Below are 24651 nucleotides of genomic sequence, written 5' to 3'. Positions count from 1 at the left end.
GTGGGACCGATGGCTGTGCCGTTGATCGCGGGGCTGGGTACGGCACAGCCGCCCGGTGCCGCCCAGGACGAACTCTGGACGGGTTTCTTCGCGAAGCATTTCTCCGGCACCACCCGGGCGCTGGCCGAGCGGATCTTCGCCAACTCCGGGGTGTCCCACCGGCAGGCCGCGGTCAACCCGCTGCTGGAGGACGTCTCCGACTGGCCGACCGAGCGGCGGATGCGCCGCTACCAGGTGGAGGCCCTGCCGCTGGGCAAGGAGGCGGTGGGCCGGGCGCTGACCGCCGCCGGGGTCGACGCCGGCGAGGTGGGTCTCTTCGTGGTCTGTTCCTGCACCGGGTACGCCACGCCGGGGCTGGACATCCTCCTCGCCCGGGACCTGGGCATGGCACCGCGCACCCAGCGGATGTTCGTCGGCCACATGGGCTGTTACGCCGCGCTGCCCGGGCTGGGCGCGGCGGGCGACTTCGTGACCGCGCGGGGCCGCCCGGCGCTGCTGCTCTGCGCCGAGCTGACCAGCCTGCACATCCAGCCGGCGACGGCCAGGGTGGACACCCAGCAGATCGTCTCGCACGCGCTCTTCTCCGACGCCGCGGTGGCCGCCGTGCTGGTCCCGGCACCGGCGGGTCCGGCCCCCACCGGCACCGGGGGGTACGCGCTGCGCGAGGTCGCCTCGGTCACCGACACCTCCACCGCCGACCACATGACCTGGGACGTCACCGACACCGGCTTCCGGATGGGCCTGTCGCCGAAGGTGCCGCAGGTGCTGTCGGCGCACGTCCGGGCGCTGGTCGACGACCTGCTGGCCCGGCACGGCACCACGATCGCCGAGGTGGACGGCTGGGCGGTGCACCCGGGCGGGCCGCGCATTCTCAACGTGGTGGAGCGGGAGCTGGCCCTGCCGGCCGACGGGCTGGCCGCCTCCCGGGCGGTCCTCGACGCGCACGGCAACTGTTCGTCGCCGACGGTGCTGCTGATCCTGGACCGACTGCTCCGGGCGGCCGTACCGCCCCGGTGGGTGGTGCTGCTCGCCTTCGGTCCCGGCCTCACCCTCTACGCCGCCCTCCTCGAACGGCATCCCTGACCGCCGTCCCGCCGACCCGCCCGTCCGGGGTGGACGCCGCGCTGACCCGCCACCGAGGGTCACCCGACCCGCCATCGGGTTCGGACCGGTCGGGGCGGATGCCCTGGTCAGGGCGGTTGGTGTCGGCGCTGCACCGAGCCCCGCCAGCCCCTTCTGGCTACGCTCGCCGGGTGGGGGTCGAGGGCGGGACGGGTGACCGGCTGCGCGGCGTGGTGCTGGCCGGGGCGGTCCTGCTCGTCCTGGCCGGGGGCGGCTGGTGGTGGTGGGCGAACGCCCCGGCGACCGGTGGCGCGGCCCGGGCCGCCCCGACGGCGTCGCCTGCCCGGTCGACCCCGCAGGACGCGGCGCGGCGGGTCGTCATCGACGTCCGTACCGGGCGGGTCGTGGGATCGACCGCGCTCTCCGGGCCGGCCGGTGACCCGGACGTCGGGTTGCCGTCGTTCACCGACACCATGTGGCGGGAGCGGATGACCCTGGTCCCGGGCCGGCCACCGGTCCGCCGGGAGTCGCCGGCCGACGGCGCGCGACACCTGCTCCAGTACCGCTGCTCCGGCGGCGGGGCGCTGCTCATCTCGATCCTTCACGACCGCCGGACGGAACACCGGCAGTCGGACTGCGACGGCGAACTGGTGGTGCTGGACCCGACCGGCGCGGACGGGCGGACCCGGTTGGAGTTCTCGGCGGTGCAGTCGGGACCGGTCGAGTTGGAGGCGCAGGTCGTCGCCCTACCCTGATCGGCGTCGGCCGGCCGGTCAGCCGGCGAGCCGGACCAGGTCGTCCCGGTAGTCGGCGGGGGCACCCAGTTCGGGCAGGACCCGGACCACCGTGCCGTCCCGGTCAACCAGCAGTGCCGGGGCGGCGCCGGGCTGGGCGGGCAGGTGCAGTGCGGCGCGCAGCTCGCCGGTGGGGTCGGCGAGGGCGCGTACCGGGCTGCCGACGGCCGGCGCGGGGGTCACCTCCCGCCCGCCGGCGACGCTGACCACCCGGACGCCGGCGGGTGCCGCGCCGGCTGCGGCGGCCACCTGCTCGGCGCAGGCACAGCCGTCCACCAGGATGATCATCGCGGGCAGCAGGCCGCGCAGCGGCACCGGCGTCTGCTCGGCGTCGACCAGGTCCAGCGCGGGCAGTGACCGCCCGACCAGCGGGACCGGCGTGGACGGGAGCGGCAGCACGGTGGGCCGTTCGCCGCCGCGCGGTGACCGGGGCCAGGTGACGGTGATCAGGCCGGCGGTGGTGGTCAGCACCGCCAGCAGGAGCACCAGCAGGGGCAGCCCGAGGGCCGGCCGGCCGTCGGCGTGGGGGGTGAGCCCGAGCCGGCGACGCCACCGGGCGGCCGACGTCCGGCGGCGCAGTTCCCGGCGGACCTGTGCGGCCTCCTCGGCCAGCGCGGACGGGTCCTCCGGTACGACCACCCGACCCCACTCCGGTGGCAGGTCGGGCAGTCCGTCGGGCGGGCCGTGTCCCTCTGCGTCAGGCATGCCCATCGGACCCCCCGGTAAGCGGTGCGGCGAGCGGTGTGCGGTACCCCTCCAGCGTCCCGCACCGGCCCTCCTCCCGCTAGACCTGGGCGGGCCGGGCGCGACCGGGCTACCATGGGAGGAGTGCGTAGCCCGAGAAATCCACGCTCCGATCACCCGTACCGGGTTGTCATCCGTTGCTCACGGAGCGTGTGCAAATCATCGGTTTGACCGCCTGTCAAGCTGAAGAAAGACCTCTCACAGGGCCCCTGAGCTGCGCCAACGGTCAGGACAGCGGTGGGACATCGGTGTCTGAGCGTGTTACCCTAGACACAGCGAAAGGGGTTTCGAACCTATGGTTTTCAGTGTCGGCGAGACCGTTGTTTACCCCCACCACGGGGCCGCACTCATCGAGGCAATCGAGACTCGGGTCATCAAGGGCGAGCCTAAGCAGTACCTCGTCCTGCGGGTCGCGCAGGGTGACCTGACGGTCCGGGTGCCCGCCGAGAACGCCGAGATCGTGGGTGTGCGCGAGGTGGTCGGCGAAGAGGGCCTGGGCAAGGTCTTCGACGTGCTCCGTGCACCGCACACCGAGGAGCCGACCAACTGGTCGCGGCGTTACAAGGCGAATCTGGAGAAGCTGGCCTCCGGTAACCCGCTGAAGGTCGCCGAGGTCGTCCGCGACCTGTGGCGCCGGGAGCGGGAGCGGGGTCTGTCCGCAGGCGAGAAGCGCATGCTCGCCAAGGCCCGCGACATTCTCGTCGGCGAGGTCGCGCTGGCCGAGAAGAGCACCAAGGACGAGGCGGAGACGCTGCTCGACAAGGTGCTTACCGAGGCCTGATCCCACCGCATCGTCGTACCCACCCCGCAGCGAAGAAATCACGAGGACCGCGACGTGACCGCGCAGCTCAATCCGCGCGGTGACGTCGCGGTCCTCGTTCCTGCGGCCGGTGCCGGGGTACGCCTCGGCCCCGGCGGCCCGAAAGCGCTCCGCCTGCTCGGCGGGGAGCCCCTGCTGGTGCACGCCGTACGCCGGATCGCCGCCGCACCGTCGGTGCACACCGTCGTGGTCGCCGCGCCGGCCACCGAGGTCGACGCGGTCCGACGGCTGCTCGCCCCGGTCGCGCCGGTCCTGGTGGTGGCGGGCGGGGTCGAACGGCAGGCGTCCGTGGCCAACGCGCTGGCCGCCGTGCCGTCCGGCCCGGAGATCGTGCTGGTGCACGACGCGGCCCGGGCGCTCACCCCACCCGAGTTGGTCGAGTCGGTGGCGGCGGCGGTCCGCGCCGGCCACGACGCGGTGATTCCGGTGCTCCCGGTGGTCGACACGATCAAGGAGGTCGGGGTCGACCACGTCGTCCTCGGCACCGTCGACCGTTCCGCCCTGCGTGCCGTGCAGACCCCGCAGGGCTTCCGCCGCGAGGTGCTGGCCGCCGCGCACGCCGCCGCCGGTGACCCGCTCACCGACGACGCCGGCCTGGTCGAGAAGCAGGGCGTCCCGGTGTTCTGCGTCGCCGGGTCCGAGTACGCGCTGAAGGTCACCCGCCCGTTCGACCTGGCCCTGGCCGAGCACCTGCTGGCCGCCGGCCGGTGACGCGTACCCTCGATCCATGATCGTTCCTCGGGTCGCCGTCGGCACCGACATCCACGCCTTCGCGGCCGGTCGACCGTGCTGGCTGGCCGGCCTGCACTGGCCGGGCCAGGACGGCCTGGCCGGGCACTCCGACGCCGACGTGGTCGCGCACGCGGCCTGCAACGCCCTGCTGTCCGCCGCCGGGCTCGGTGACCTCGGCGCGAACTTCGGGGTCGACCAGCCGGAGTGGGCCGGTGCCTCCGGGGTGGCCCTGCTCGCCGAGTCCGCCCGCCGGGTCCGCGCGGCCGGCTTCGCGGTCGGCAACGTCTCGGTGCAGGTCGTCGGCAACCGACCCAAGATCGGCCCACGCCGGGACGAGGCGCAGCAGGTGCTCTCCGAGGCGGTCGGCGCGCCGGTCACCGTCACCGCCGCCACCAGCGACGGACTCGGCTTCACCGGGCGCGGTGAGGGGCTCGCCGGGATCGCGGTGGCCCTGGTCTACGAAGCCCCGGCCGGGTAGGGCCCGATGACCGACGACGAGTCGACCCTGGACGGTTACCGGCAGCGGGCCCAACTGCTCGCCGAACTCGGCCGGTACGACGAAGCCGCCGAGGAACTGGGCTTCGCGCTCGTCCTGGCATCCACCGACCCCGCCGCCCTGACCCTGCTGGCCCGGCTGCACCTCGCCGCCGGTCGACCCGCCGAGGCGCTTGCCGCCGCCGACGCGGCAACCGCTCCACTCCGCCCTGACCCGTCAGGTCTCCCTGGTCCGACCGGCTCCTCCGGTCTGCTCGGCTCGTCGGGACTGCCGGACGGGTCCGGCCAGGTGGCGCCGCCCGGTGCGCCGGGCTCGCCAGTGCCGCCGGGTGCGCCCGTTCCGCCGGTCCCGCCGGTGGTGTCGGTCCCGCCGGAGGTGGTTCCGGCTCCGCTGGCTCCGTCCGGATCGGGCCTTCCGCCGGAGCACGGTGATCCGCCGACGTCGGCCGGGGCGTCGCCCGCAACGGTGCCGACCGCCGCGCTGGTCGTCCGGGCGATCGCCCTCGCCGACCTGGGCGAGTACGCCGAGTCGGCCCGTACCGCCGATCGGATCCTGGCGGCCGGGCCGACCGATGCGTACGCCCAGCGGAGCGCGGCGGCGATTCTGGCCGAAGCGCGCAACGGCCAGCCGGCGCTGAACGCGGCCTGGCGCGGGGTGGAGTTGGCCCCCGACGAGCCGCAGGCGCATCTGGTGCTCGCCCTGGTCGCCGGCCGGCTGGAGCTGTTCGACCTGGCCGAGCGGGCCTACCGGGAGGCGTTGCGGCTCGACCCGGGGCTGGCCGACGCCCGGCACGACCCGGGTGTGCTGCGGCTGGAACGGCGGCGCTGGGTACTGGCGTTGGAGCAGGTGGCCGCATTGGCGCCGGTGCATCCGACCCGCTCGGAGAAGCTGCCTGTCTGGACCGGGCTGCGCCGGCTCGTCCTCGTCGGCAGCGGCTGGTCGCTGGTCGCCAGCCTGCTGCTCGCCGTCCTGGCCGCCGGCGGGGCGGGCCCCAGCCGGCTGGTGGCGACCGTGGCGGCGGCCGGTGGTGGCCTGCTCGTCTGGCGGCTGTCCCGACGGGTGCCCGAACTGACCCGGGTGGTCCTGCCGGCGCTACGCCGGGAGGACCGGTCGCTGGCGTTCGCCGTGTACGCGGTCCCGGCCGGCCCGGCCCTGCTCCTGCTCTACGCGCTGGTCGGCACCCCGTGGCCGCTGGTGGCCGCCATCGCCGTCGCGGTGGCCGCCACGCTGACCGCCGCCACCCGGGCGGGCGTCTAGGGCTGCCCCGGCGGGTCGGGTGGTGGTCCGGCGGCTCGGATTCGGCGGTCGGGGGCACGGGGTTCGGCGCCTGGTCGGGTGGTGGTCGGGCGGCTCGTTGATCGGCAATGCCGTCTCGGCTGACCGAGCGGCCGGGCGAACCGGCCCGCGTCCGCTGGCGGACACCTGACCCCGGGTCCGCTGGCGGACACTTGACCCGCGTCCGGCTGGCGGACCTACTCGCGCATCCGACCGCGAGCAGGGCGTCGCATTGGCTCCTCGCCCATCGCTGTTATGCCGTAGACGAGTATGCCGATCTGGCATAAATATGCCGGAGCGGCATACTCGATTGTCGCGGATTACCTCCGCCTGGGGCGACTCGGCACAGGGGATCACCGTCGGCACCCGGGACGGCGGCAGACGGTGGTGGACACCGTCGACCGGGGCAGGTGATCGGCCTGGAGGCCGCAGCGCACCCGCATCCGCCCCGTCTGGCGTAGTGGGCGGCCAGGTCACGCACCAGACCTCCAGTGCCCCTGCCCGCTGCCGCGCCCGCCGTGCAGCGCCCGCCCGAGTTCCGTGCCCGCCAGTGCCGTGCCCGCCCGGGTGCCGTGCCCGCCAGCGCCGTGCCCGCCAGTGCCGTTCCCGCCAGCGCCGCGCCTGCCCGGGTGCCGTGCCTGCCAGTGCCGCGCCTGCCCGCTGCCGCGCCCGCCCGCCGGGCGGCGGGTCGGGCGGGTCGGGGTGGGCGGGTCAGGGGCGGCGGGCCCAGGTCCAGGCGTAGCCGGGGTCCTCGCACTCGGCGGCGGCGTCGCAGAGGTCCAGCGGGCGGAACGTGTCGACCATGACGGCCAGCTCGTCGAAGAAGTCGACGCCGATCGAGCGTTCCGCCGCCCCCGGCTGCGGGCCGTGGGTGAAACCGGACGGGTGCAGCGAGATGGATCCCTGCTCGATGCCGGAGCCGCGTCGGGCCTCGTAGTTGCCACCGGTGTAGAAGAGCATCTCGTCGGAGTCGACGTTGTGGTGGTTGTACGGCACCGGGATGGCGTCCGGGTGGTAGTCGACCTTGCGGGGCACGAACGAGCAGATGACGAAGTTGGGGCCCTGGAAGGTCTGGTGCACCGGCGGTGGCTGGTGGATCCGGCCGGTGATCGGCTCGAAGTCGTGGATGGAGAACGCCCACGGGTACTGGTGCCCGTCCCAGCCGACCACGTCGAACGGGTGGTTGGCGTAGACGTGCCGGGTCCAGGCGGTGCCGCTGCCACCCGGGCCGGTGGCCCGGGACCGGTGGCGTACCAGCACCTCGACGTCGGTGCCGTCGACCAGCAGTGGCGCGTCCGGCCCCCGGACGTCCCGCTCGCAGTAGGGCGCGTGCTCCAGGAACTGGCCGCGTACCGACAGATAGCGCTTGGGCGGGCCGATGTGCCCGGTCGCCTCGACGGCGAGCAGCCGGGTCGGGTTGTCGCCGGTGGGGACCAGCCGGTGGATGGTCGAGGTGGGGATCACGACGTAGTCGCCGGCGACCAGGTCGAGCACGCCGAAGGTGGACTCCACCCGCAGCGCACCGTCCTCGACGTACAGGCACTCGTCGCCGGTGGCGTTGCGGTAGAGCGGTGACGGCCGGTCGGCCAGCACGTACGCGATCCGGACGTCGTCGTTGGCGAGCAGGTACCGCCGGCCGAGCACCGGATCGGCCCCGGCGCCGTCGAGCTTGTGGGTACGCAGGTGGCGCGGCTTGAGCGGGAGGTTCGGCACCCGGCGGTACGCGGGCGGGGTGAACTCCTCGGCGGCGACGATCGCGGTCGGCGGGTACCGGTGGTAGAGCAGGGACGAGTCGGAGGAGAAGCCCTCCTGGCCCATCAGCTCCTCGGCGTAGAGGCTGCCGTCGGGCTGGCGGAACTGGGTGTGCCGCTTGCGGGGCACCTCGCCGACAGTGCGGTAGTACGGCATGTCGCCTCCCGTTATGTCCCGTTGTCCGGCCGGTGGCGTCCGGTAATCGGACGCTGCTGTCCGTTCCTTGACAGCGTCCCGTAGATTCTTGTCTCGTGTCAACGCAGGTCCCCCGCATCCTCGCCGGCCTCGTCGACGACGCCGCCGTCTTCCCGCCCGGCAGCGCGTCGCTGCCCGACGCGGTCGCCGCGCACCGCGAACACCGCGCCTCCTGGTACGCCGACCTGGTCGGCCCGCTGCTGGTGCCCGCCTCCGCCGTCGCCGCCGGGGCGTTGGACGCCCTGATCGACCCGGCCGAGGGTTTCGTGATCGGGCTGATCGGCGACACCGGCATCGAGCGGCTGCCCGCCACGCTGTCCCTCCTCGAACCCGCCGGGATCATCGCCCGGCAGGTCGAGGTGGCGGTCGCCCGGCGCGGCGAGGACCCGCAACCCGGCCTGGCCGAGCTGCTCAGGCTCACCGCGAAGCGGGACGGCCTCGACTGGTACGCCGAGATCCCGCTGACCTTCGGGCTGATGGGCGCGCTGGACACCCTCGCCGAGGCCCGGGGGCGGGGCATGCCGATCGCCGCGAAGTTCCGCACCGGCGGGCTGGCCGCCGAACTCTTCCCCACCCCGGTCGAGCTGGCGGCGGTGATCTGCGCCTGCCGGGACCGCGACCTGCCGGTCAAGCTGACCGCCGGGCTGCACCACGCGGTGCGCCACCTCGACCCGGAGACCGGCTTCACCCATCACGGCTTCGGCAACGTGCTCGCCGCCGCGCTCGCCGCAGCCGGGGGCGCCGAGGTGGACGAGGTGGCCGTGCTGCTCGCCGCCACCGATCCGGCGCCGCTGGCCGAGCCGGTCCGAGCCGGGCGGGACGACGACCGTCCGCTCTGGAGGGGCTTCGGCTCGTGCAGCATCCTGGAACCACTGACCGATCTGATCCGGCTGGGGCTGGTGAACGGGGGACTCGACCGATGAGCTGGGTGACGGGCGCGGACGGCTCGCCGTACGGCGTGGCCAACCTGCCGTACGGGGTGTTCCGGCACGGCGGGCGGGAACCACGGATCGGGGTACGCGTCGCCGATCTGGTGCTCGACCTGGCCGGCGCGGAGTCGGCCGGTCTGGTGCTGGCCGCCGGTGCCCTCGGCCGGCCCACCCTCAACGACTTCATGGCCCTCGGCCGCCCGCAGTGGACGACGGTCCGGCAGCGGATCGTCGAACTGCTCACCGACCCCGCGCACCGCGCCGCCGTGGAGCCGCTGCTGGTGCCGCTGGCCGAGGCGGAGCTGCTGCTGCCGTTCGAGGTCGCCGACTACGTCGACTTCTACTCCTCCGAGCACCACGCCGGCAACGTCGGGCAGATCTTCCGCCCCGGCCAGCCGCCCCTGCTGCCGAACTGGAAGCACCTGCCGATCGGCTACCACGGCCGGGCCGGCACGGTGGTGGTCTCCGGCACCCCCGTGGTCCGCCCGACCGGGCAGCGCGCCACCGGGCAGGGGCCGACCGTCGGTCCGTCGGTGCGCCTCGACATCGAGGCCGAGGTGGGCTTCGTGGTGGGTGTGCCGAGCGCCCTCGGTGACCGGGTGGCCGCCGCCGACTTCGCCGACCACGTCTTCGGGGTGGTGCTGGTCAACGACTGGTCGGCCCGGGACATCCAGGCCTGGGAGTACCAGCCCCTCGGCCCGTTCCTCGGCAAGTCCTTCGCCACCTCCGTCTCCGCCTGGGTGACCCCGCTGGACGCCCTCGCCGACGCGTTCGTGCCGGCTCCCGAGCAGGACCCGCCGGTGCAGGACTACCTGCGCGACACTCCGCATCTCGGCCTCGACCTGCGGCTGGCCGTCGAGTGGAACGGCGAGCGGGTCACCGAGCCGCCGTTCGCCAGCATGTACTGGACGCCCGCCCAGCAGTTGGCCCACCTCACCGTCAACGGCGCCGCACTGCGTACCGGCGACCTGTACGCCTCCGGCACCGTCTCCGGCCCCGAGCGCGACCAGGTCGGCTCGTTCCTGGAGCTGACCTGGGGCGGCACCGAGCCGGTCAAGATCGGCGGCGGGGAGACCCGCACCTTCCTGGCCGACGGCGACACCGTCACGCTGCGGGCCACCGCCCCCGGCCCGGACGGCACCACCGTCGCGCTCGGCGAGGTCACCGGACGGATCCTCCCCGCCCGCTGACCGTCCCGGCCCGGCCGGTCGCACCCACTGTCCGACCGGCCCGCCCTCCTGCCGCGTTTGATCCACCGGATCCCGTCGGCACGCCCCGCCTCCCGCCCCTGTCGGCGGCGTGGGCCGGGTCGGCGCGGCACGTCCCAGTGGACAGGAGGTTATGAGCATGAACGATCTTGTGGGCGCGGTATGGCGCACCAGTAGCCGCTCGAACGACCAGGGGCTCTGCGTGGAGGTGGCGGACAACCTCGCGCGCACCCATGCGGTGGTCGGGGTACGCGACTCCAAGGACCCGGCGGGCCCGGCCCTCGTCGTCGGCCCGCCGGGCTGGACGGCGTTCGTCGACGCCGTCCGCGAGGGGTGGTTCCGGCCCTGAACCACACCGCACCGGTGCCCCGATCGGGGCACCGGTGACGGAAATTTCACCGCCCGGCCCCCCGTGGTCCGCTCACCCGCCGTACGGTGGACGACACGGGAGGTGTCATGTCGACGGTTGCGGTCACCGCTTTCATCGAGGTGCCGGCTGCCGAGCTGTGGGCACTCCTGACCGACCTGCCGATCCGCGCCGGCTGGCTCTCCACGGTCGGCGCCGTCGAGCTGCTCACCTCGGGGCAGTTCGGGCCGGGCACCGCCTGGCGGGAGACCCGCACCCGGCCCGACGGTGGCGACCAGGCGGAGGAGTTCGTCGTCCTGGCGGCCGAGCCGCCGTACCGGCTGGAGCTCAGCTCCCCCGGCACCGGGGTGGACTACCGGATCACCTGGTCGCTGCGGCCGGCCCAGCGCCGCCGCCGGGGCTGCACCGCCGTCACCGTCGAGCACCAGGCGGTGCCGACCGCCCCGTACGGCCGGGTGCTGGCGCTGCTCTTCGGCGGGCTGGCCGCCCGGGCGGTGGACGGGGCGATCCGCCGTGACCTGGCCGACCTGGCCGTCGCCGCCGGCAGCGCCGGGCGGGCCACGGCCGCCTGAGCCGGGCCACGCCGCGCCCTGACCTGACCGGGTCTGCCGGCGGATGCCTGGGTAGGGTGCCGGGCGGAGGTGGGCATGGGTTTCCCGAAGGGGCGGCGACGGCTCGTGGTCGCGGTCACGGTGCTGCTCGCCCTCGGGGCGGTCGCCGGCATCGGCTACCGGGTGCTCGCACCCGCCGAGGTGAGCACCCCCGCCCAGGCCGCGCTCCCGCCGGTGGGCACCCCGGCGATCGGGGTGGTGGGCCGGCTGCCGGTCGCGCCGCTGGTCGTCGCGGGCCGGCTCCGGGTCTACGCCGCCGAGCGTCAGCTCTACGCCGACCAACCCGCCGACAGCCGCAACCGGGTCACCCCGTTCTGGTCGTACCGGCGGTGGCCGGCCCAGCTCAACGGGGTGCTGGCGGCCGGCACGACGGTGCTGAGCCGCTGGTCGGACGGGCGGCTGGTGGCGTTGGACGCGCTCACCGGGCGGGTCGCCTGGCGGGCCGACGGTCCCGAGCCCGGTGCCGGCTCCACCGCCCGACGCACCGGCGCGGCCACCGTCTGGAACCCGGCTGGGATCTCCGTGACGCCCGGCCCGGACGGCGGGTCGGTGCTGGTGGTCTCCGGACAGGGGCGGCTGCACGGCTACCACCTCACCGACGGGCGGGAGCTGTGGCGGGTCGACGGCGACCCGGACTGCCGTACCGACCTGGGCACCACCGGGGCGGGCCAGGCCGTCTCGGTCGACTCCTGCGCCGGGCCGACGACGGTCGAGTTCCGGGACGTGGCCACCGGCACGGTGGGCACCCGCTGGCGACCGCCGGACGCCGGTGACCGGTTCGTGGTGACCCCCGTCGGCTGCCTGACCCCCCGGTCCCAGTGCCGGGGACTGCGTACCGCCGCCGCCGACGGGTCCGGTGGCCGGGGCTGGCTGGTCGGGCCGGGTGACCCGGTGGCCGCCCCCGCGCTGGACGCCGCCGACAGCACGCTCGCCGGTGAGCTGGCCGTCGGCGACGACGGTGGGGTGCTCAAGGGCCGGGAGGCCCGGACGGGCAAGGAACGTTGGCAGCGGGGCGACCTCGGTCCGGTGCGGATCCTCGCCACCGAGGCCGGCCGGTTGTACGTCCTGACCGAGCAGCGGGAACTGGTCACCCTCGACCCGGTCACCGGCGCCCAACGGTCCCGGTTCCCGATGACCGTGGGCCGGGACGGGATCGGCTGGAAACCCGGCCTGGCGTACGCGTCCGGCGGTTACGTCGCGCTGGAGCGGCTGCGGGAGGCCGCCGGCCCGGACGACGACGACCAGGGGTACTTCCTGATGGCCGAGCCGGTGGTGCTCGCCGCGACCTGAGCCGGCCGCGGCGAGCCCTCGGAGTGACGGCTCAGGACAGCGCGGACTCCGCGGCGGCCAGGAACGCGTCGTTCTCGGCCGGGGTGCCGATGGTGACCCGCACCCCGTCCCCGGCGAACGGCCGGACGATCACGCCGCGCGTCTCGCAGGCCCGGCCGAACTCCACCGCCCGGTCGCCCAGCGGCAGCCAGACGAAGTTGGCCTGGCTGGCCGGCACGTCGGGGACGAACTTGCGCAGCGCCTCGGTGACCCGGTCCCGCTCGGCGACGATCAGGGCGCAGCGCCGCTCCATCTCGTCGGCCTGGGCCAGCGCGGCCAGCGCGCCGGCCTGGGCGGCCAGGCCGGTGGAGAAGGGGGTGACCACCTTGCGGACGGCGGCGGCCACCTCGGGCGCGCCGACCAGCCAGCCGATCCGCAGGCCGGCCAGCCCCCACGCCTTGGAGAGGGTGCGCAGCACCACCACGTTCGGCCGGTCGAGGTAGGTCAGCCCGTCCGGCACCTCCGGGTCGGTGACGAACTCCCGGTACGCCTCGTCGATGACGACCAGCACGTCGTCGCCGACGGCGTCGAGGAACCGGTCCAGTTCCGGCTTGCGGACGGCCGTACCGGTCGGGTTGTTCGGGTTGCAGACCAGCACCATCCGGGTCCGGTCGGTCACCGCCGCGGCCATCGCCGCCAGGTCGTGGCCGTGGCCCGCGTCGTTGGGCACCCGTACGCTGGTCGCGCCGCTGGTCGCCGCGATGATCGGGTACGCCTCGAACGACCGCCACGAGTAGAGCAGCTCGTCGCCGGGCAGGCAGGTGGCCCGGACCAGGTGTTCGGCCAGCGCCACCGAGCCGCAGCCGGTGGCGATCCGGTCGGGGTCCACGCCGTACCGGTCGGCCAGCGCGGCGCGCAGCGCCACCACGCCCATGTCCGGGTAGCGGTGCGATCCGGTGACCGCCTCGGTGACCGCCTCGACCACGCCGGGCAGCGGGCCGTACGGCACCTCGTTGCTGGCCAGCTTGATCGCCTCGGCCAGGCCCAGCTCGCGGGCCAGGTCGGCGGGGCTGCGACCGGGCACGTAGTGGGGCAGCGCGTCGAGGTCGGCGCGGGTCAGCCGCAGCGGGGGCTGGTGGCGTCCGGTGTCGGTCATGGGGTGTCTCCCGGGGGGTCGGCACGGTCGGTCGGGGTGTCGGGACCGTCGGAGCTGTCGGGGTGGGGAAGCCGCACCACGACGGTCTGGGCGCGCTTGTCGTGCAGCGCCTGGCGCAGCGGGTGGTCGAAGAGCGCGGAGACCGCGTCGACGAACTGGAGCAGCAGGCCGAAGCCGCAGCAGAACCAGAGCAGGGTGGGCATGCCGAGGGTGCTCCACCGCCGGGTGGCCCGCCCGAAGCCGAGCGGCTGGTCGGCCTCCACCGGCACCGCCCGGATACGCAGCAGCCGCTTGCCGAGGGTCTGCCCCCCGGACGCCATCGACGGCACCTCGTAGGCGAACCAGAGCGCGGTGGCGATGACCAGGATGGCGATCCGGAGCCCGTTGACCTGCTCGCCGATCTCAGGCAACCCCTCCCGGGAGGAGTCGCCGGCCAGCGCCCGGCGTCCCGCCTCGCGCAGGTACGGCGCGGTCTCCTCGACGTACCGCCAGACGAACCAGCCGTTGACCACCGCGTTGAGCAGGAAGACCGCACCGAAGTCGATCAGGCGGGCGAGCAGCCGCGCGCCGTACCCGGCCAGCGGCAGCCCGTGCGGGCGCGGCTCGGGCGGACGACCCGGCCAGGTGGGGTAGGGCCAGCCGGGCGGCGGACCCTGCGGGTGTCCGGCCTCGGGTGTTCCCGGTGCTCCCGGGGGCGCGGACGTGGCCCACGAGGGCGGGGACGGCCGCCCGGCGACCGGGCCGGCGGGGGAGGCCGGCGCGGGGGGTTCCGGGGTGGGCGGTTCCGGGGTGGGCTCCGGCTCGGGCGGCGGGGGGCCGTCGGGCGGGGTGACGTCGACCGGGATCGGGGCACCGAGCCAGCCCTCCCCGTCCCACCACCGGCGGGTCGTCGGTTCGGCCGGGTCGACGTACCAGCCTGGTTGCACGCTCACGGCCTCGCCCCGCTCCACCCGGCTCCGGGCGGTCCGGCCGCGCCGAGCTGTCCGGTTCGCTCGCTTTGCTCACTCACGGAGCAACCTTAACGACGACCGTGCCGGCGAACTTGTCGTGGAGGCACTGCTGCCAGGGCTTGTCCCAGAGCTGCCAGAGCCCGTCGAGGTAGCTGAAGCCGGGGACGACCGTACCGGCGACCTGGCTGGCGGCCCAGCGCTTGGCCGCCATCGTCCGGTTCAGCGCGCCGGCCGGGTCGAGCGGCACCACCCGCAGCTTCAGCACCCGCTTGCCGACGGTCTGCCCGGTCCGGAACATCATCTCGACCTGGTAGACGTAGCTCAGGGCGAACGCCAGCAGGAAGATGGCGGCGTCCAGCGCCAGCAGCGGCAGCAGGAGGTCGAGGAACGGGTCGGACTCCGGGGTGCCGTCCGGCGCGGTGGCGGTCAGGTCCGGCACCACCAGCGCGAAGAACGCGATGACGGCCGGGACCATCAGGACCAGGCTGGCCGCGCCGAGCACCAGCCCGTCGAGGAGCACCGCCAGCAGCCGGTCGCCGAAGCTGGCCAGCGGCTGGCCGCCCGGTGACAGCGGCGGGAAGCCGGGCCGGGGCGGGGCACCGGGAGCCGGCGGCGGGTAGGCCGGCAGCCCCGCGTACGGGCCGGGCTGCGCCGGCACCGGGTACGGGCCGGGCTGCTGCGGCACGGCGTACCCCTGGGGGGTGGGGCCGGCGGGCGGCGCGAAGCCGCCGCCGGCGGCGGGCGGGGGCCCACCGGCCGGCGGCGTCGGGTGCGTCGGAGGCTGCGTCACGCTCGACAGTGTTACAGGTTGCCGCGTGCTTCCTGCTCCCGCTCGATCGCCTCGAAGAGCGCCTTGAAGTTGCCCTTGCCGAAGCCGAGCGAGCCGTGCCGCTCGATCAGCTCGAAGAAGACCGTCGGGCGGTCCTGCACGGGCTTGGTGAAGATCTGGAGGAGGTAGCCGTCCTCGTCCCGGTCGACCAGGATCTTGCGGGACTTCAGCTCGCCGATCGGCACCCGGACGTTGCCGATCCGGGCCCGCAGCTCCGGGTCGTCGTAGTACGAGTCGGGGGTGTCCAGGAACTCGACGCCGGCCGCCCGCATCGCGTCGACGCTGGCCAGGATGTCGTTGGTGGCCACCGCGATGTGCTGCGCGCCGGGGCCCTGGTAGAACTCCAGGTACTCGTCGATCTGCGACTTCTTGCGGGCCACCGCCGGCTCGTTGAGCGGGAACTTGACCTTGCGGGTGCCGTTGGCGACGACCTTGCTCATCAGCGCCGAGTAGTCGGTGGCGATGTCGTCACCGATGAACTCGGCCATGTTGGAGAAGCCCATCACCCGCTTGTAGAACTCCACCCACTCGTCCATCCGGCCCAGTTCCACGTTGCCGACCACGTGGTCGACGGCCTGGAAGAAGCGCTTCGGCTGGAGGCCGGCGTCGATCATCGGCCGGCGGTCCACGATCGGGCCGCGGGCCACGAAGCCGGGCAGGAACGGGCCGGTGTAGCGGGACCGGTCGACCAGGGTGTGCCGGGTGTCGCCGTACGCGGCGATGGCCGCCAGCCGGACGGTGCCGTGGGAGTCGGTCACGTCGTGCGGCTCGACCAGGCCGGTCGCGCCCTGCGCGGTGGCGTGCGCGTACGCGGCGTCGACGTCCGGCACCTCCAGCGCGATGTCGGAGACGCCGTCGCTGTGCGTCGCCACGTGGTCGGCCCCGGCGGCGTCCGGGCGGACCGCCCCGGTCAGCACGAACCGGGCCGAGCCGCTGGTGAGCACGTACTCGGCGTGGTCCCGGTAGCCCTGCTCCGGCCCCCGGTACGCCACGCAGGTCATGCCGAACGCGGTGGAGTAGTAGTGGGCGGCCTGCTTGGCGTTGCCGACCAGGAAGTGCACGTGGTCGAGGCCCTTGACCGGGAACGGGTCGCGGGTGATGTCGTGGTCGACGGCGCCGACGAGCGCGTCGACGTCGACCTCCTCGGTCGACTGGGGTCGGTCGATCGCCTGGGTCATGGTGGCCTCCCTTGCGTACCGGCCGGCCTGGTGGGCCGCCGCGGTGGTTCGGTTGCTTCTTCCAGGCAGGATCGCGGTGACCCGGTTGACTGGGCAACTGTCGGCTCTTTCCCTGGTCAGCTTGCGCAACAAGTAGGGTGTCAACCCATGAATGCTGGACAGGATGTACAGCTCGACGAGCTGGATGCGCGGCTCGTCCAACTCCTCGCCGACGAACCCCGGATCGGGGTGCTGGAGTGCTCCCGCCGGCTCGGGGTGGCCCGGGGCACCGTCCAGGCCCGGCTCGACAAGCTGGTCGACCGGGGGGTGATCGGCGGGTTCGGGCCGGACATCTCGCCGTCGGCGATCGGCTTCACGGTGACCAGTTTCGTCACCCTGGAGATCAGCCAGCGGCACGGCCACGACACGGTCACCGCCCACCTGGCGGCCATCCCCGAGGTGCTGGAGGCGCACACCATCACCGGCGCCAGCGATCTGCTCTGCCGGATCGTCGCCCGCTCCAACGCCGACCTCCAGCGGGTGATCGACCAGATCGTCTCGTCCGAGGCCATCCGCCGCGCCTCCACGATCATCGCGCTGGCCGAGCAGATCCCCTACCGCACCCTGCCCCTCCTGCACTCCGCCGCGACCCCCTGACCGTGCCCCCACCTTCCCGACTCCGCTGCTGATCGTGACGGGGCGCGGCAGGTCGGGCAGGTCGCGCGGAATGCCAGGTTTGTCGCCGTCCGCCTCGTGATCACGCGGTGCCGGCGGCGGGAGAAAGGGAGGCGACACTCCGGGGCAGGGGCGGGAGCGGGGGGTGATCGTCGCTACCGTGTGCGGTGTGAAGGGCCTTGGGACGCGGGGGTGGTTGCTGCTCGGGCTCATCACCGTGGTCGTGCTCGCGGCCACCGGCGTGTGGAACCCCTTCCCGGGGCTGTGGGACTGGGTCGACCGCAGCGAGCCGATCTCCGAGCCGGACGTCGCCTGGCAGCAGCGGGTGGGCGGCACCCCGAAGAGCGTGACCATCGCCGGTGACACCGTCGTCGTCGAGCAGCGGACCCGGATCGAGGTGCGCAGCCTCGCCACCGGCGCCCAGCTCTGGGAGCGCAAGGCGGACTGGTCGGCGGTCGCCGGCGGGGACCGCGACCCGGTCGTCGCCGTGGGCAAGCTGCTGGTCAAGGGGTACGAACTGCTCGACCCCACCACCGGGGCGGTACGCCGACGCGACGGTGACGCGGTGGCCGTCTGGACGTACCGGAACATGCTGCTCGACGCGCGTTGCGTGCAGGCCACCGACTGCACGTTGACCGCCTGGGACCCGCGCGGCACCAGCCCACTGTGGACGGCGTTCCTTCCCGGCGTCAGCACCGGGCTCTTCGCCGACAACCCGGACCTGCTCGGCACCCGCCGGCTGACCGCCCAGCGGATCGACGACGGCCTGGCCGGGCCGGAGGCCGTGCCACCGCTGCTCGGCTTCCCGGTGGACGGCCGGGTGCACGTGGTGGACACCGCCACCGGCCGGGTGGTGCAGAACGTCGAACCGGGCCGGGACGAGCGGCTGTCGGTGGTCGGCGGCCGGATGCTGCGGATCAACGCGGTCTCCGCCGACGGCTCCTGCCAGTACGCCGCCTCCGGCCGGGACCCGGCCAACGGGCAGGAGGTGTGGCGGCGGGCCGGGTTCAACCTGCGCACCGCGGACAGTGCCGGTTGCGCCCAGCGGGAGGATCCGCAGGGCGCCCGGAACGTGCTGATCGGGGTCGGCCCCGACGGCCGGGAGGTCGTCCTCGACGGCTACGACGGCCGGCTCCTCCTGGTCAACGCCGAGGGCGAGCGGCTGCTCGCCGTCGACGACCGGTACGCCCTGGTCCGCACCGCCGACAAGCAGTCGGTCGTGGCCCGGGAGCTGGGCACCGGCCGGCTGCGCTGGACCCGGCCGGCCGGCACGAAGGCGGGGGCGGCGCTCACCCCGTACGCGGCGGTGCTGACCGGGGAGAAGCCGAACCGGCTGGTCGCCCTGGACCCGCGTACCGGTCGTGAGCTGGTGGTCCTGCGGACCAGCGCCAACGCGCTGGCGGTCGGACCGAACGGCATGGTGGTCGGCGAGGGCCGGGAGATCGGCTACGTCCGCTTCGGCACCGGTGCCGGCGGGCCACCGCCCCCGGCGCGGGACGGCGCCGGCGTCCCCGGTCCGGGCAGCAGTGGCGGCGGCGCGCCGGACGCCGAGGACAGTTGCGGACCGAAGCGGGAGCTCTGCGACACCGGCACCCGATGAGAGCGGCGTCCCACGACCGACCCGGCGGGTGTCACCGATCGCCCGGTCTGCCCTAGGCTTTTCCGTCATGAGCAGTGCCGCCGCGTTCTCGTACGCCCCCTTGCTGCCGACCGGTCCGGACCAGACGGAATATCGCCTGGTCACCGACGAGGGCGTCGACGTAGTCCACGGTCCGGGGGGCCGCCGTTTCCTGACCGTGGAGCCGGCCGCGCTGACCGCGCTGACCGCCGAGGCGATGCACGACATCGCCCACTTCCTGCGGCCGGCGCACCTGGCCCAGCTCCGGTCGATCATCGACGACCCGGCGGCCTCGCCGAACGACCGGTTCGTCGCGCTGGACCTGCTGCGCAACGCCAACATCGCCGCCGGTGGCGTGCTGCCGATGTGCCAGGACACCGGCACCGCCATCGTGATGGGCAAGCGGGGCCGGCACGTGCTCACCGACGGCGGCGACGCCGAGGCGATCTCGCGGGGCGTCTACCAGGCGTACACGAAGCTCAACCTGCGATACTCGCAGCTCGCCCCGCTGACCATGTGGGAGGAGCGGAACACCGGCAGCAACCTGCCCGCCCAGGTCGACCTGTACGCCGAGGACCCGGACGGCCACCCGGACGCGTACAAGTTCCTCTTCATGGCCAAGGGCGGCGGGTCGGCCAACAAGTCCTACCTCTACCAGGAGACCAAGGCGCTGCTGAACCCGACGCGGATGATGCAGTTCCTGGAGGAGAAGCTGCGGCTGATCGGCACCGCGGCCTGCCCGCCGTACCACCTGGCGGTGGTCATCGGCGGCACCTCCGCCGAGTACGCCCTGAAGACCGCCAAGTACGCCTCCGCCAAGTACCTGGACGCGCTGCCCACCGAGGGCTCGATGACCGCGCACGGCTTCCGTGACCTGGAGTTGGAGGCCGAGGTGCTGGAGCTGACCCGCAACTTCGGCATCGGCGCGCAGTTCGGTGGCCGGTACTTCTGCCACGACGTGCGGGTGGTCCGGCTGCCCCGGCACGGGGCCTCCTGCCCGGTGGCGATCGCGGTGTCCTGCTCGGCGGACCGGCAGGCGGTCGCCAAGATCACCCCGTCGGGCGTGTGGCTGGAGCGGCTGGAGACCGACCCGGCCCGCTACCTGCCCGACGTCACCGACGAGGCGCTGGACACCGAGGAGGTCGTCCGGGTCGACCTCAACCGGCCGATGGACGAGATCCGGGCCGAGCTGTCGAAGTATCCGGTGAAGACCCGGCTCTCGCTGACCGGCCCGCTGGTGGTCGCCCGGGACATCGCCCACGCCAAGATCGCCGAGCGGCTGGACGCGGGCGAGCCGATGCCGCAGTACCTGCGCGACCACGCCGTCTACTACGCCGGCCCGGCCAAGACCCCCGAGGGGTACGCCTCCGGCTCGTTCGGCCCGACCACCGCCGGCCGGATGGACGCGTACGTGGAGAAGTTCCAGGCGGCCGGCGGCTCCCAGGTGATGCTGGCCAAGGGCAACCGGTCTGCCCAGGTGACCCGCTCCTGCCAGCAGCACGGCGGCTTCTACCTCGGCTCGATCGGCGGCCCGGCGGCCCGGCTGGCCCAGGACTGCATCCGGCACGTCGAGGTGCTCGAATACCCCGAGCTGGGCATGGAGGCGGTCTGGAAGATCGAGGTGGAGGACTTCCCGGCCTTCATCGTGGTGGACGACAAGGGCAACGACTTCTTCGCCGAGGTGACCAAGCCGGTGCTGACCGTGGGCCGCCGCGGCGCGTAGGCGTCGACGTCGGGCGTCGGGTGCCGGCCCGGCGCCCTTCGCCGGCCGGTGCCCGTCGACATGCGACCCGTACCGCCGGGTGTCCGCCGGGCCGGCCTGAGCGATCATCTGCGGGCCGGCGGCGGGCGCGGCAGGATGGTACGGGTGACGACTCCAGAGGCAGCGGGCTACCGGATCGAACGCGACTCGATGGGCGAGGTGGAGGTGCCCGCCGAGGCGCTGTGGCGGGCGCAGACCCAGCGCGCGGTGCAGAACTTCCCGATCTCCGGCCGGGGCATCGAGCCGGCCCAGATCAAGGCCCTGGCCCAGATCAAGGGTGCGGCCGCACAGGTCAACGGTGAGCTGGGAGTGATCGGCGCGGACGTGGCGGCGGCGATCGCCACCGCCGCCGCGCACGTGGCCGACGGCGGGTACGACGACCAGTTCCCGATCGACGTGTTCCAGACCGGTTCGGGCACCTCGTCCAACATGAACACCAACGAGGTGATCGCCACCCTGGCCGGCCGCGAGCTGGGGCGGGACGTGCACCCGAACGACGACGTGAACGCCTCGCAGTCCAGCAACGACGTCTTCCCGTCCTCGATCCACCTGGCCGCCACCCAGTTCGTGGTGGAGGATCTGCTGCCGGCGTTGAAGCACCTGGCCGGGGCGTTGGAGGAGAAGGCGGCCGAGTGGGAGACGGTGGTGAAGGCGGGCCGTACCCACCTGATGGACGCCACCCCGGTAACCCTCGGCCAGGAGTTCGGCGGGTACGCCGCGCAGGTCCGCTACGGGGTGGAACGGCTGGAGGGGGCGCTGCCCCGGCTGGCCGAGCTGCCGTTGGGCGGCACCGCCGTCGGTACCGGCATCAACACCCCGCTCGGCTTCGCCGGCCGGGTGATCGAGAAGCTGCGCGCCTCGACCGGGTTGCCGCTGACCGAGGCGCGCAACCACTTCGAGGCGCAGGGTGCCCGGGACGCGTTGGTGGAGACGTCCGGCCAGCTCCGTACCGTCGCGGTCGGGCTGTACAAGCTGGCCAACGACGTCCGGTGGATGGGCTCCGGTCCCCGGGCGGGCCTGCGGGAGCTGCGCATCCCGGACCTCCAGCCCGGCTCGTCGATCATGCCGGGCAAGGTGAACCCGGTGGTCGCCGAGGCGATGCGGCAGGTCTGCGCGCAGGTGATCGGCAACGACGCGACGGTCGCGTTCGCCGGCAGCCAGGGCGACTTCGAGCTGAACGTGATGCTCCCGGTGATGGGTCGCAACCTGCTGGAGTCGATCAAGCTGCTCTCCGCGTCCAGCCGGCTCTTCGCCGACCGCCTGGTGGCCGGCCTGGTCGCGGACGACGAGGTCTGCCTGGCGTACGCGGCGGGGTCGCCGTCGATCGTCACCCCGCTCAACCGCCACCTCGGGTACGACGAGGCCGCCTCGATCGCCAAGGAGGCGCTGGCGAAGCAGGTCCCGATCCGGGAGGTGGTGATCTCCCGGGGCCACCTGGACTCGGGCAAGCTCACCGAGACCCAGCTCGACGAGGCCCTGGACCTGCTCCGGATGACCCATCCGTGACCGTCGTCCGGGCCGGGGGTGATCGCCTCCGTTACGGCGATCTGGCGGTATCGAGGGCAGGGTGACACCGGCACCTCGCCGATCTGGAGTGGATCATCCGCGCTGCGGGCGCGGACCCGCTCGCCCGGCTGGAGCGGACGCCGGATAACCCGTCGACCGGGGGCACGGCGGCCGGCATGATCTGGGCGTGCGCGGAGGTGACGGGGTGCTGCTGGAGACGGAACGGCTGCGGCTGCGCCGGTTCACCATGGCCGACGTGGCGCAACTGGTCGACCTGGACGCCGACCCGGAGGTGATGCGCTTCCTGACCGGCGGTCGGCCCACCCCGGTCGCCACGGTCAGGGACGAGCAGCTTCCGCGGATCCTCGCCGGGTACGACCGGCATCCCGGGCTGGGCCGCTGGGCGGCGGAGGAGCGGGCCGGCGGCGGCTTCCTGGGCTGGTTCGCGCTCGACCCCTCCGACGACGGCACCGAGGCGGAGCTGGGCTACCGGCTGCGCCGGTCGGCGTGGGGGCGGGGGCTGGCCACCGAGGGTTCCCGGGCGCTGGTCCGGCACGCCTTCGACCGGGTGGGGGTACGCCGGGTGTGGGCGGAGACGATGGCGGTCAACGTCCGGTCCCGGGCCGTGCTGACGAAGGCCGGCCTGCGCCACGTCCGCACCTTCCACCTCGACTGGGACGACCCGATCGCCGGCTTCGAGCAGGGCGAGGTCGAGTACGAGCTGGTCAGGGCTGACCGGCCGCCCGCCGAGCCCGGTAGGCGCTGACCGCGACCCGGTTGCCGCAGCCGGATTCGCAGAACCGTCGGGACCGGTTCTTCGACAGGTCCACCAGCACGTTGGCGCACCCCGGGCGCGCGCAGCGCCGCAGCCGGCCCAGCTCGTCGCCACGGACCAGGTCGGCGACGGCCATCGCCGCTTCGACGGCCATCCGGGTGGCCAACGGGGCGTCCCGGGGCACCGCGTGCAGGTGGTACGGCTCGTCGTCGTGCCGGATGAGCTGCGGCAGCGCCCGGGACTCGCGGAGCAGTTCGTTGACCACGGTGACGACGACGTCGGGGTCGTCGTCCCAGAGGGGACGCAGCCGGGGGCGCAGCGCGTGGACCTCGCGCAGCTCCGCCTCGGTGTGCTCGTGCCGGCCGGTCCACCCGTTCGCGGCGACGAACCGGTCCAACGCGGGCACGTCGGGCAGCCCCTCGAGGTCCTGGCCGCCGCTGTTGACCAGAGCGGCGGCGGCGGTCAGACCACACTCGGTGTCATGGGCAAAAAGCAACTTGACTCCTGTCTTCGCCGGCCGCTAGCGTCACGGTCGTAATGCTACTTTGCTGATGACGTGTCGAGGAGTCCCCGATGCCGCACCGACCCACCGCCGGCACCGGGCTGGCCCTCGCCCTGCTGTCGGCCGTCACCTTCGCCACCTCCGGCACGTTCGCCCGGTCACTGATCGAGGCCGGCTGGTCCGCCGAGGCCGTCGTGGTGGCCCGGGTCGGCCTCGCCGCGCTGGTGCTGGCCGTCCCCGCCGTGCTCGCGTTGCGCGGCCGGGCGGCGGTGCTGCGCCGCAACCTCGGCCCGGTCGCCGTCTTCGGCCTGCTCGGCGTCGCCACCGCCCAGGCCTGCTTCTTCAACGCCGTCCGCTACCTGCCGGTCGGGGTGGCCCTGCTGCTGGAATACCTCGGCATCGTCCTCGTGGTGGGCTGGATGTGGCTGGTGCACGGGCAGCGGCCCCAGCGGCTCACCGTGGCCGGCTCGCTGGCCGCGCTGGCCGGGCTCGGGCTGGTGCTCGACCTGACCGGCACCGGCCGGCTCGACCCGGTCGGCGTGCTCTGGGGGCTCGGCGCGGCCGTCGGGCTGGCCGGCTACTTCGTGCTCGCCGCCCGGGTCGACGCCGACCTGCCCTCGGTCACCATGGCCAGCGGCGGGATGGCCGTCGGCGCGGCCGTGCTGGCCCTGCTCGGGCTGGTCGGGGTGCTGCCGCTGCGGGCCACCTTCGGCGCGGTCGACTTCGCCGGGCAGCGTACGAGCTGGCTGGTGCCGATCGCCGGGCTGTCGCTGGTCGCCGCCGTGGTGGCGTACCTGACGGGAATCGCCGCCACCCGGATCCTCGGTGCCCGGCTGTCGTCGTTCGTCGGACTGACCGAGGTGATGTTCGCGGTGCTCATCGCCTGGCTGGTGCTGGGCGAGCTGCCCGGCCCGGTGCAGCTCGCCGGCGGCGCGCTGATCGTCGCCGGAGTGGCACTTGTCCGCCTCGACGAGCTGCGCGACGGCCGCGCCGACCGGGCACCGGAGCGGACGGACGAGCCGGCGTTGACGTGAGAAGGCGGACGGCCCGCTCAGCGTGGTGGTATTCGACGAAGCGGGCCTGCCGAAGAAGCCCGACCCCGTGTTCCACGCCGCGATCGTCGAGGCCGCCGGGGTGCCGGCCGACCGGATCGCGTACGTCGGCGACTCGCCCGCCCATGACGTGCTCGGCCCGCAGCGCGCCGGGCTGCGCGTCATCTGGCTCAACCGGCCCGGACTCCCGCGCCGGGACTCCTGCGCCGGGACTCCCGTGCCCGGACTCCTGCGCCCGGACTCCTGCGCCCGGACTCCTGCGCCCGGACTCCTGCGCCCGGACTCCCGCGGCCGGACTCCCGCGGCCGGCCGGACTGCGGCCGGACGTTGAGGGCGGATGGTCAGGGTCCAGGTCAGGAAGGCGACGGTGGTCAGGGCGGTGCCGACGCCGAGCTTGACGGCGAGGTGCCGGCGC

Annotated in this window: 25 protein-coding genes; 18 read left to right on the top strand and 7 right to left on the bottom strand. The window is 74.1% G+C overall.

All coding sequences use genetic code 11. The features are described from left to right. The first annotated feature begins 9 nt into the window (after window positions 1–9). Entirely contained in the window at window positions 10–1083 is a 1074-nt protein-coding gene (locus ACIQG9_RS08020) for a type III polyketide synthase (RefSeq protein ID WP_400399156.1), read from the top strand. A 170-nt stretch (window positions 1084–1253) separates the two neighbouring features. Continuing rightward, complete coding sequence (locus ACIQG9_RS08015) at window positions 1254–1817, top strand: hypothetical protein (RefSeq protein ID WP_400399155.1); 564 nt, start codon at window positions 1254–1256, stop codon at window positions 1815–1817. A gap of 18 nt (window positions 1818–1835) precedes the next feature. Here the strand turns inward: ACIQG9_RS08015 and ACIQG9_RS08010 are convergent, their stop codons facing one another. Beyond that, window positions 1836–2567 (bottom strand): hypothetical protein, encoded by a 732-nt coding sequence (locus ACIQG9_RS08010; RefSeq protein WP_400399154.1) that lies wholly within the window; start codon window positions 2565–2567, stop codon window positions 1836–1838. 328 nt (window positions 2568–2895) lie between these two features. Here ACIQG9_RS08010 and ACIQG9_RS08005 point away from each other — a divergent pair, with 328 nt between their 5' ends. The 4 genes from ACIQG9_RS08005 to ACIQG9_RS07990 are packed head-to-tail and all read left to right on the top strand — an operon-like array spanning window position 2896 to window position 5905. Next, a complete protein-coding gene (locus ACIQG9_RS08005; protein ID WP_007073334.1) occupies window positions 2896–3381 on the top strand; it encodes a CarD family transcriptional regulator in 486 nt (161 codons plus the stop codon). Between the two features lie 54 nt (window positions 3382–3435). After that, window positions 3436–4131 carry a 2-C-methyl-D-erythritol 4-phosphate cytidylyltransferase gene (ispD, locus tag ACIQG9_RS08000; RefSeq protein ID WP_400399153.1) on the top strand — a complete coding sequence of 232 codons (696 nt, stop codon included), beginning with the start codon at window positions 3436–3438 and terminating at the stop codon, window positions 4129–4131. 16 nt (window positions 4132–4147) lie between these two features. Next, a complete protein-coding gene (gene ispF, locus ACIQG9_RS07995; protein ID WP_400399152.1) occupies window positions 4148–4630 on the top strand; it encodes a 2-C-methyl-D-erythritol 2,4-cyclodiphosphate synthase in 483 nt (160 codons plus the stop codon). A gap of 6 nt (window positions 4631–4636) precedes the next feature. After that, on the top strand, window positions 4637–5905 hold the full coding sequence (locus ACIQG9_RS07990) for a tetratricopeptide repeat protein (RefSeq protein ID WP_400399151.1): 1269 nt from the start codon (window positions 4637–4639) through the stop codon (window positions 5903–5905). 729 nt (window positions 5906–6634) lie between these two features. Here ACIQG9_RS07990 and ACIQG9_RS07985 read toward each other — a convergent pair. After that, on the bottom strand, window positions 6635–7831 hold the full coding sequence (locus ACIQG9_RS07985) for a homogentisate 1,2-dioxygenase (RefSeq protein ID WP_400399150.1): 1197 nt from the start codon (window positions 7829–7831) through the stop codon (window positions 6635–6637). Between the two features lie 95 nt (window positions 7832–7926). On the opposite strand from ACIQG9_RS07985, the gene ACIQG9_RS07980 reads away from it, so the two are divergent. The 5 genes from ACIQG9_RS07980 (at window position 7927) to ACIQG9_RS07960 (ending at window position 12275) form a co-directional block, all read left to right on the top strand. Beyond that, window positions 7927–8793 (top strand): hypothetical protein, encoded by an 867-nt coding sequence (locus tag ACIQG9_RS07980; protein WP_400399149.1) that lies wholly within the window; start codon window positions 7927–7929, stop codon window positions 8791–8793. Next, on the top strand, window positions 8790–9989 hold the full coding sequence (gene fahA, locus ACIQG9_RS07975; RefSeq protein WP_400399148.1) for a fumarylacetoacetase: 1200 nt from the start codon (window positions 8790–8792) through the stop codon (window positions 9987–9989). Before ACIQG9_RS07980 ends, fahA begins: the two co-directional genes overlap by 4 nt. A 157-nt stretch (window positions 9990–10146) precedes the next feature. Beyond that, window positions 10147–10356, top strand: a complete 210-nt coding sequence (locus ACIQG9_RS07970) for a DUF397 domain-containing protein (protein ID WP_400399147.1) — start codon at window positions 10147–10149, stop codon at window positions 10354–10356. A gap of 107 nt (window positions 10357–10463) precedes the next feature. After that, window positions 10464–10946: an SRPBCC family protein gene (locus ACIQG9_RS07965; RefSeq protein WP_400399146.1), complete on the top strand. Its 483-nt coding sequence runs from the start codon at window positions 10464–10466 to the stop codon at window positions 10944–10946. A gap of 75 nt (window positions 10947–11021) precedes the next feature. Further along, window positions 11022–12275 (top strand): PQQ-binding-like beta-propeller repeat protein, encoded by a 1254-nt coding sequence (locus tag ACIQG9_RS07960; RefSeq protein WP_400399145.1) that lies wholly within the window; start codon window positions 11022–11024, stop codon window positions 12273–12275. Window positions 12276–12306: 31 nt separating this feature from the next. On the opposite strand, the gene hisC is transcribed toward ACIQG9_RS07960, so the two are convergent. From hisC to hppD, 4 genes are all read right to left on the bottom strand, one after another. Further along, a complete protein-coding gene (gene hisC, locus ACIQG9_RS07955) occupies window positions 12307–13410 on the bottom strand; it encodes a histidinol-phosphate transaminase (RefSeq protein ID WP_400399144.1) in 1104 nt (367 codons plus the stop codon). Then, entirely contained in the window at window positions 13407–14342 is a 936-nt protein-coding gene (locus ACIQG9_RS07950; RefSeq protein WP_400399143.1) for an RDD family protein, read from the bottom strand. The genes hisC and ACIQG9_RS07950 overlap by 4 nt, the downstream gene beginning before the upstream one ends. 73 nt (window positions 14343–14415) lie before the next feature. Beyond that, window positions 14416–15150, bottom strand: a complete 735-nt coding sequence (locus ACIQG9_RS07945) for an RDD family protein (protein WP_400399142.1) — start codon at window positions 15148–15150, stop codon at window positions 14416–14418. Window positions 15151–15161: 11 nt separating this feature from the next. After that, complete coding sequence (gene hppD / locus ACIQG9_RS07940) at window positions 15162–16367, bottom strand: 4-hydroxyphenylpyruvate dioxygenase (RefSeq protein ID WP_400399141.1); 1206 nt, start codon at window positions 16365–16367, stop codon at window positions 15162–15164. Between the two features lie 147 nt (window positions 16368–16514). Here hppD and ACIQG9_RS07935 point away from each other — a divergent pair, with 147 nt between their 5' ends. The 5 genes from ACIQG9_RS07935 (at window position 16515) to ACIQG9_RS07915 (ending at window position 22673) form a co-directional block, all read left to right on the top strand. Continuing rightward, a complete protein-coding gene (locus tag ACIQG9_RS07935; protein ID WP_400399140.1) occupies window positions 16515–17003 on the top strand; it encodes an Lrp/AsnC family transcriptional regulator in 489 nt (162 codons plus the stop codon). 178 nt (window positions 17004–17181) lie between these two features. After that, window positions 17182–18621 (top strand): PQQ-binding-like beta-propeller repeat protein, encoded by a 1440-nt coding sequence (locus ACIQG9_RS07930; protein ID WP_400399296.1) that lies wholly within the window; start codon window positions 17182–17184, stop codon window positions 18619–18621. 67 nt (window positions 18622–18688) lie between these two features. Continuing rightward, the gene (locus tag ACIQG9_RS07925; RefSeq protein WP_400399139.1) at window positions 18689–20362 is read left to right on the top strand and encodes a fumarate hydratase; all 1674 of its coding nucleotides are present in this window, start codon (window positions 18689–18691) and stop codon (window positions 20360–20362) included. A 135-nt stretch (window positions 20363–20497) separates the two neighbouring features. Next, entirely contained in the window at window positions 20498–21907 is a 1410-nt protein-coding gene (locus tag ACIQG9_RS07920) for a class II fumarate hydratase (protein ID WP_400399138.1), read from the top strand. A gap of 187 nt (window positions 21908–22094) precedes the next feature. After that, window positions 22095–22673 (top strand): GNAT family N-acetyltransferase, encoded by a 579-nt coding sequence (locus ACIQG9_RS07915; RefSeq protein ID WP_400399137.1) that lies wholly within the window; start codon window positions 22095–22097, stop codon window positions 22671–22673. On the opposite strand, the gene ACIQG9_RS07910 is transcribed toward ACIQG9_RS07915, so the two are convergent. Continuing rightward, window positions 22633–23178: a CGNR zinc finger domain-containing protein gene (locus ACIQG9_RS07910; RefSeq protein ID WP_400399136.1), complete on the bottom strand. Its 546-nt coding sequence runs from the start codon at window positions 23176–23178 to the stop codon at window positions 22633–22635. The two genes, ACIQG9_RS07915 and ACIQG9_RS07910, sit on opposite strands and share 41 nt — an antisense overlap. A gap of 77 nt (window positions 23179–23255) precedes the next feature. Here ACIQG9_RS07910 and ACIQG9_RS07905 point away from each other — a divergent pair, with 77 nt between their 5' ends. Next, window positions 23256–24218 carry an EamA family transporter gene (locus ACIQG9_RS07905; RefSeq protein WP_400399135.1) on the top strand — a complete coding sequence of 321 codons (963 nt, stop codon included), beginning with the start codon at window positions 23256–23258 and terminating at the stop codon, window positions 24216–24218. Between the two features lie 22 nt (window positions 24219–24240). Next, complete coding sequence (locus tag ACIQG9_RS07900; protein WP_400399134.1) at window positions 24241–24567, top strand: HAD family hydrolase; 327 nt, start codon at window positions 24241–24243, stop codon at window positions 24565–24567. Window positions 24568–24651 lie beyond the last annotated feature (84 nt).

The sequence above is a fragment of the Micromonospora sp. NPDC092111 genome, assembly GCF_044755745.1.
Lineage (GTDB): Bacteria > Actinomycetota > Actinomycetes > Mycobacteriales > Micromonosporaceae > Micromonospora.
The sequence above is the reverse complement of the archived record's forward strand: the minus strand, read 5'-3'. Positions and strand labels throughout refer to the sequence as shown.

Bases quoted from the DNA above. Each gene is read 5' to 3' on its own strand.
- ACIQG9_RS08005 (WP_007073334.1), top strand. From the start codon at position 2,896: ATGGTTTTCAGTGTCGGCGAGACCGTTGTTTACCCCCACCACGGGGCC.
- ACIQG9_RS08010 (WP_400399154.1), bottom strand. From the start codon at position 2,567: ATGGGCATGCCTGACGCAGAGGGACACGGCCCGCCCGACGGACTGCCC.
- ACIQG9_RS07965 (WP_400399146.1), top strand. From the start codon at position 10,464: ATGTCGACGGTTGCGGTCACCGCTTTCATCGAGGTGCCGGCTGCCGAG.
- hppD (WP_400399141.1), bottom strand. From the start codon at position 16,367: ATGACCCAGGCGATCGACCGACCCCAGTCGACCGAGGAGGTCGACGTC.
- hisC (WP_400399144.1), bottom strand. From the start codon at position 13,410: ATGACCGACACCGGACGCCACCAGCCCCCGCTGCGGCTGACCCGCGCC.
- ACIQG9_RS08020 (WP_400399156.1), top strand. From the start codon at position 10: ATGGCTGTGCCGTTGATCGCGGGGCTGGGTACGGCACAGCCGCCCGGT.
- ACIQG9_RS07985 (WP_400399150.1), bottom strand. From the start codon at position 7,831: ATGCCGTACTACCGCACTGTCGGCGAGGTGCCCCGCAAGCGGCACACC.
- ispF (WP_400399152.1), top strand. From the start codon at position 4,148: ATGATCGTTCCTCGGGTCGCCGTCGGCACCGACATCCACGCCTTCGCG.
- ACIQG9_RS07920 (WP_400399138.1), top strand. From the start codon at position 20,498: ATGGTACGGGTGACGACTCCAGAGGCAGCGGGCTACCGGATCGAACGC.
- ACIQG9_RS07925 (WP_400399139.1), top strand. From the start codon at position 18,689: ATGAGCAGTGCCGCCGCGTTCTCGTACGCCCCCTTGCTGCCGACCGGT.
- ACIQG9_RS07960 (WP_400399145.1), top strand. From the start codon at position 11,022: ATGGGTTTCCCGAAGGGGCGGCGACGGCTCGTGGTCGCGGTCACGGTG.
- ACIQG9_RS07905 (WP_400399135.1), top strand. From the start codon at position 23,256: ATGCCGCACCGACCCACCGCCGGCACCGGGCTGGCCCTCGCCCTGCTG.
- ACIQG9_RS07935 (WP_400399140.1), top strand. From the start codon at position 16,515: ATGAATGCTGGACAGGATGTACAGCTCGACGAGCTGGATGCGCGGCTC.
- ACIQG9_RS07990 (WP_400399151.1), top strand. From the start codon at position 4,637: ATGACCGACGACGAGTCGACCCTGGACGGTTACCGGCAGCGGGCCCAA.
- ACIQG9_RS07970 (WP_400399147.1), top strand. From the start codon at position 10,147: ATGAACGATCTTGTGGGCGCGGTATGGCGCACCAGTAGCCGCTCGAAC.
- fahA (WP_400399148.1), top strand. From the start codon at position 8,790: ATGAGCTGGGTGACGGGCGCGGACGGCTCGCCGTACGGCGTGGCCAAC.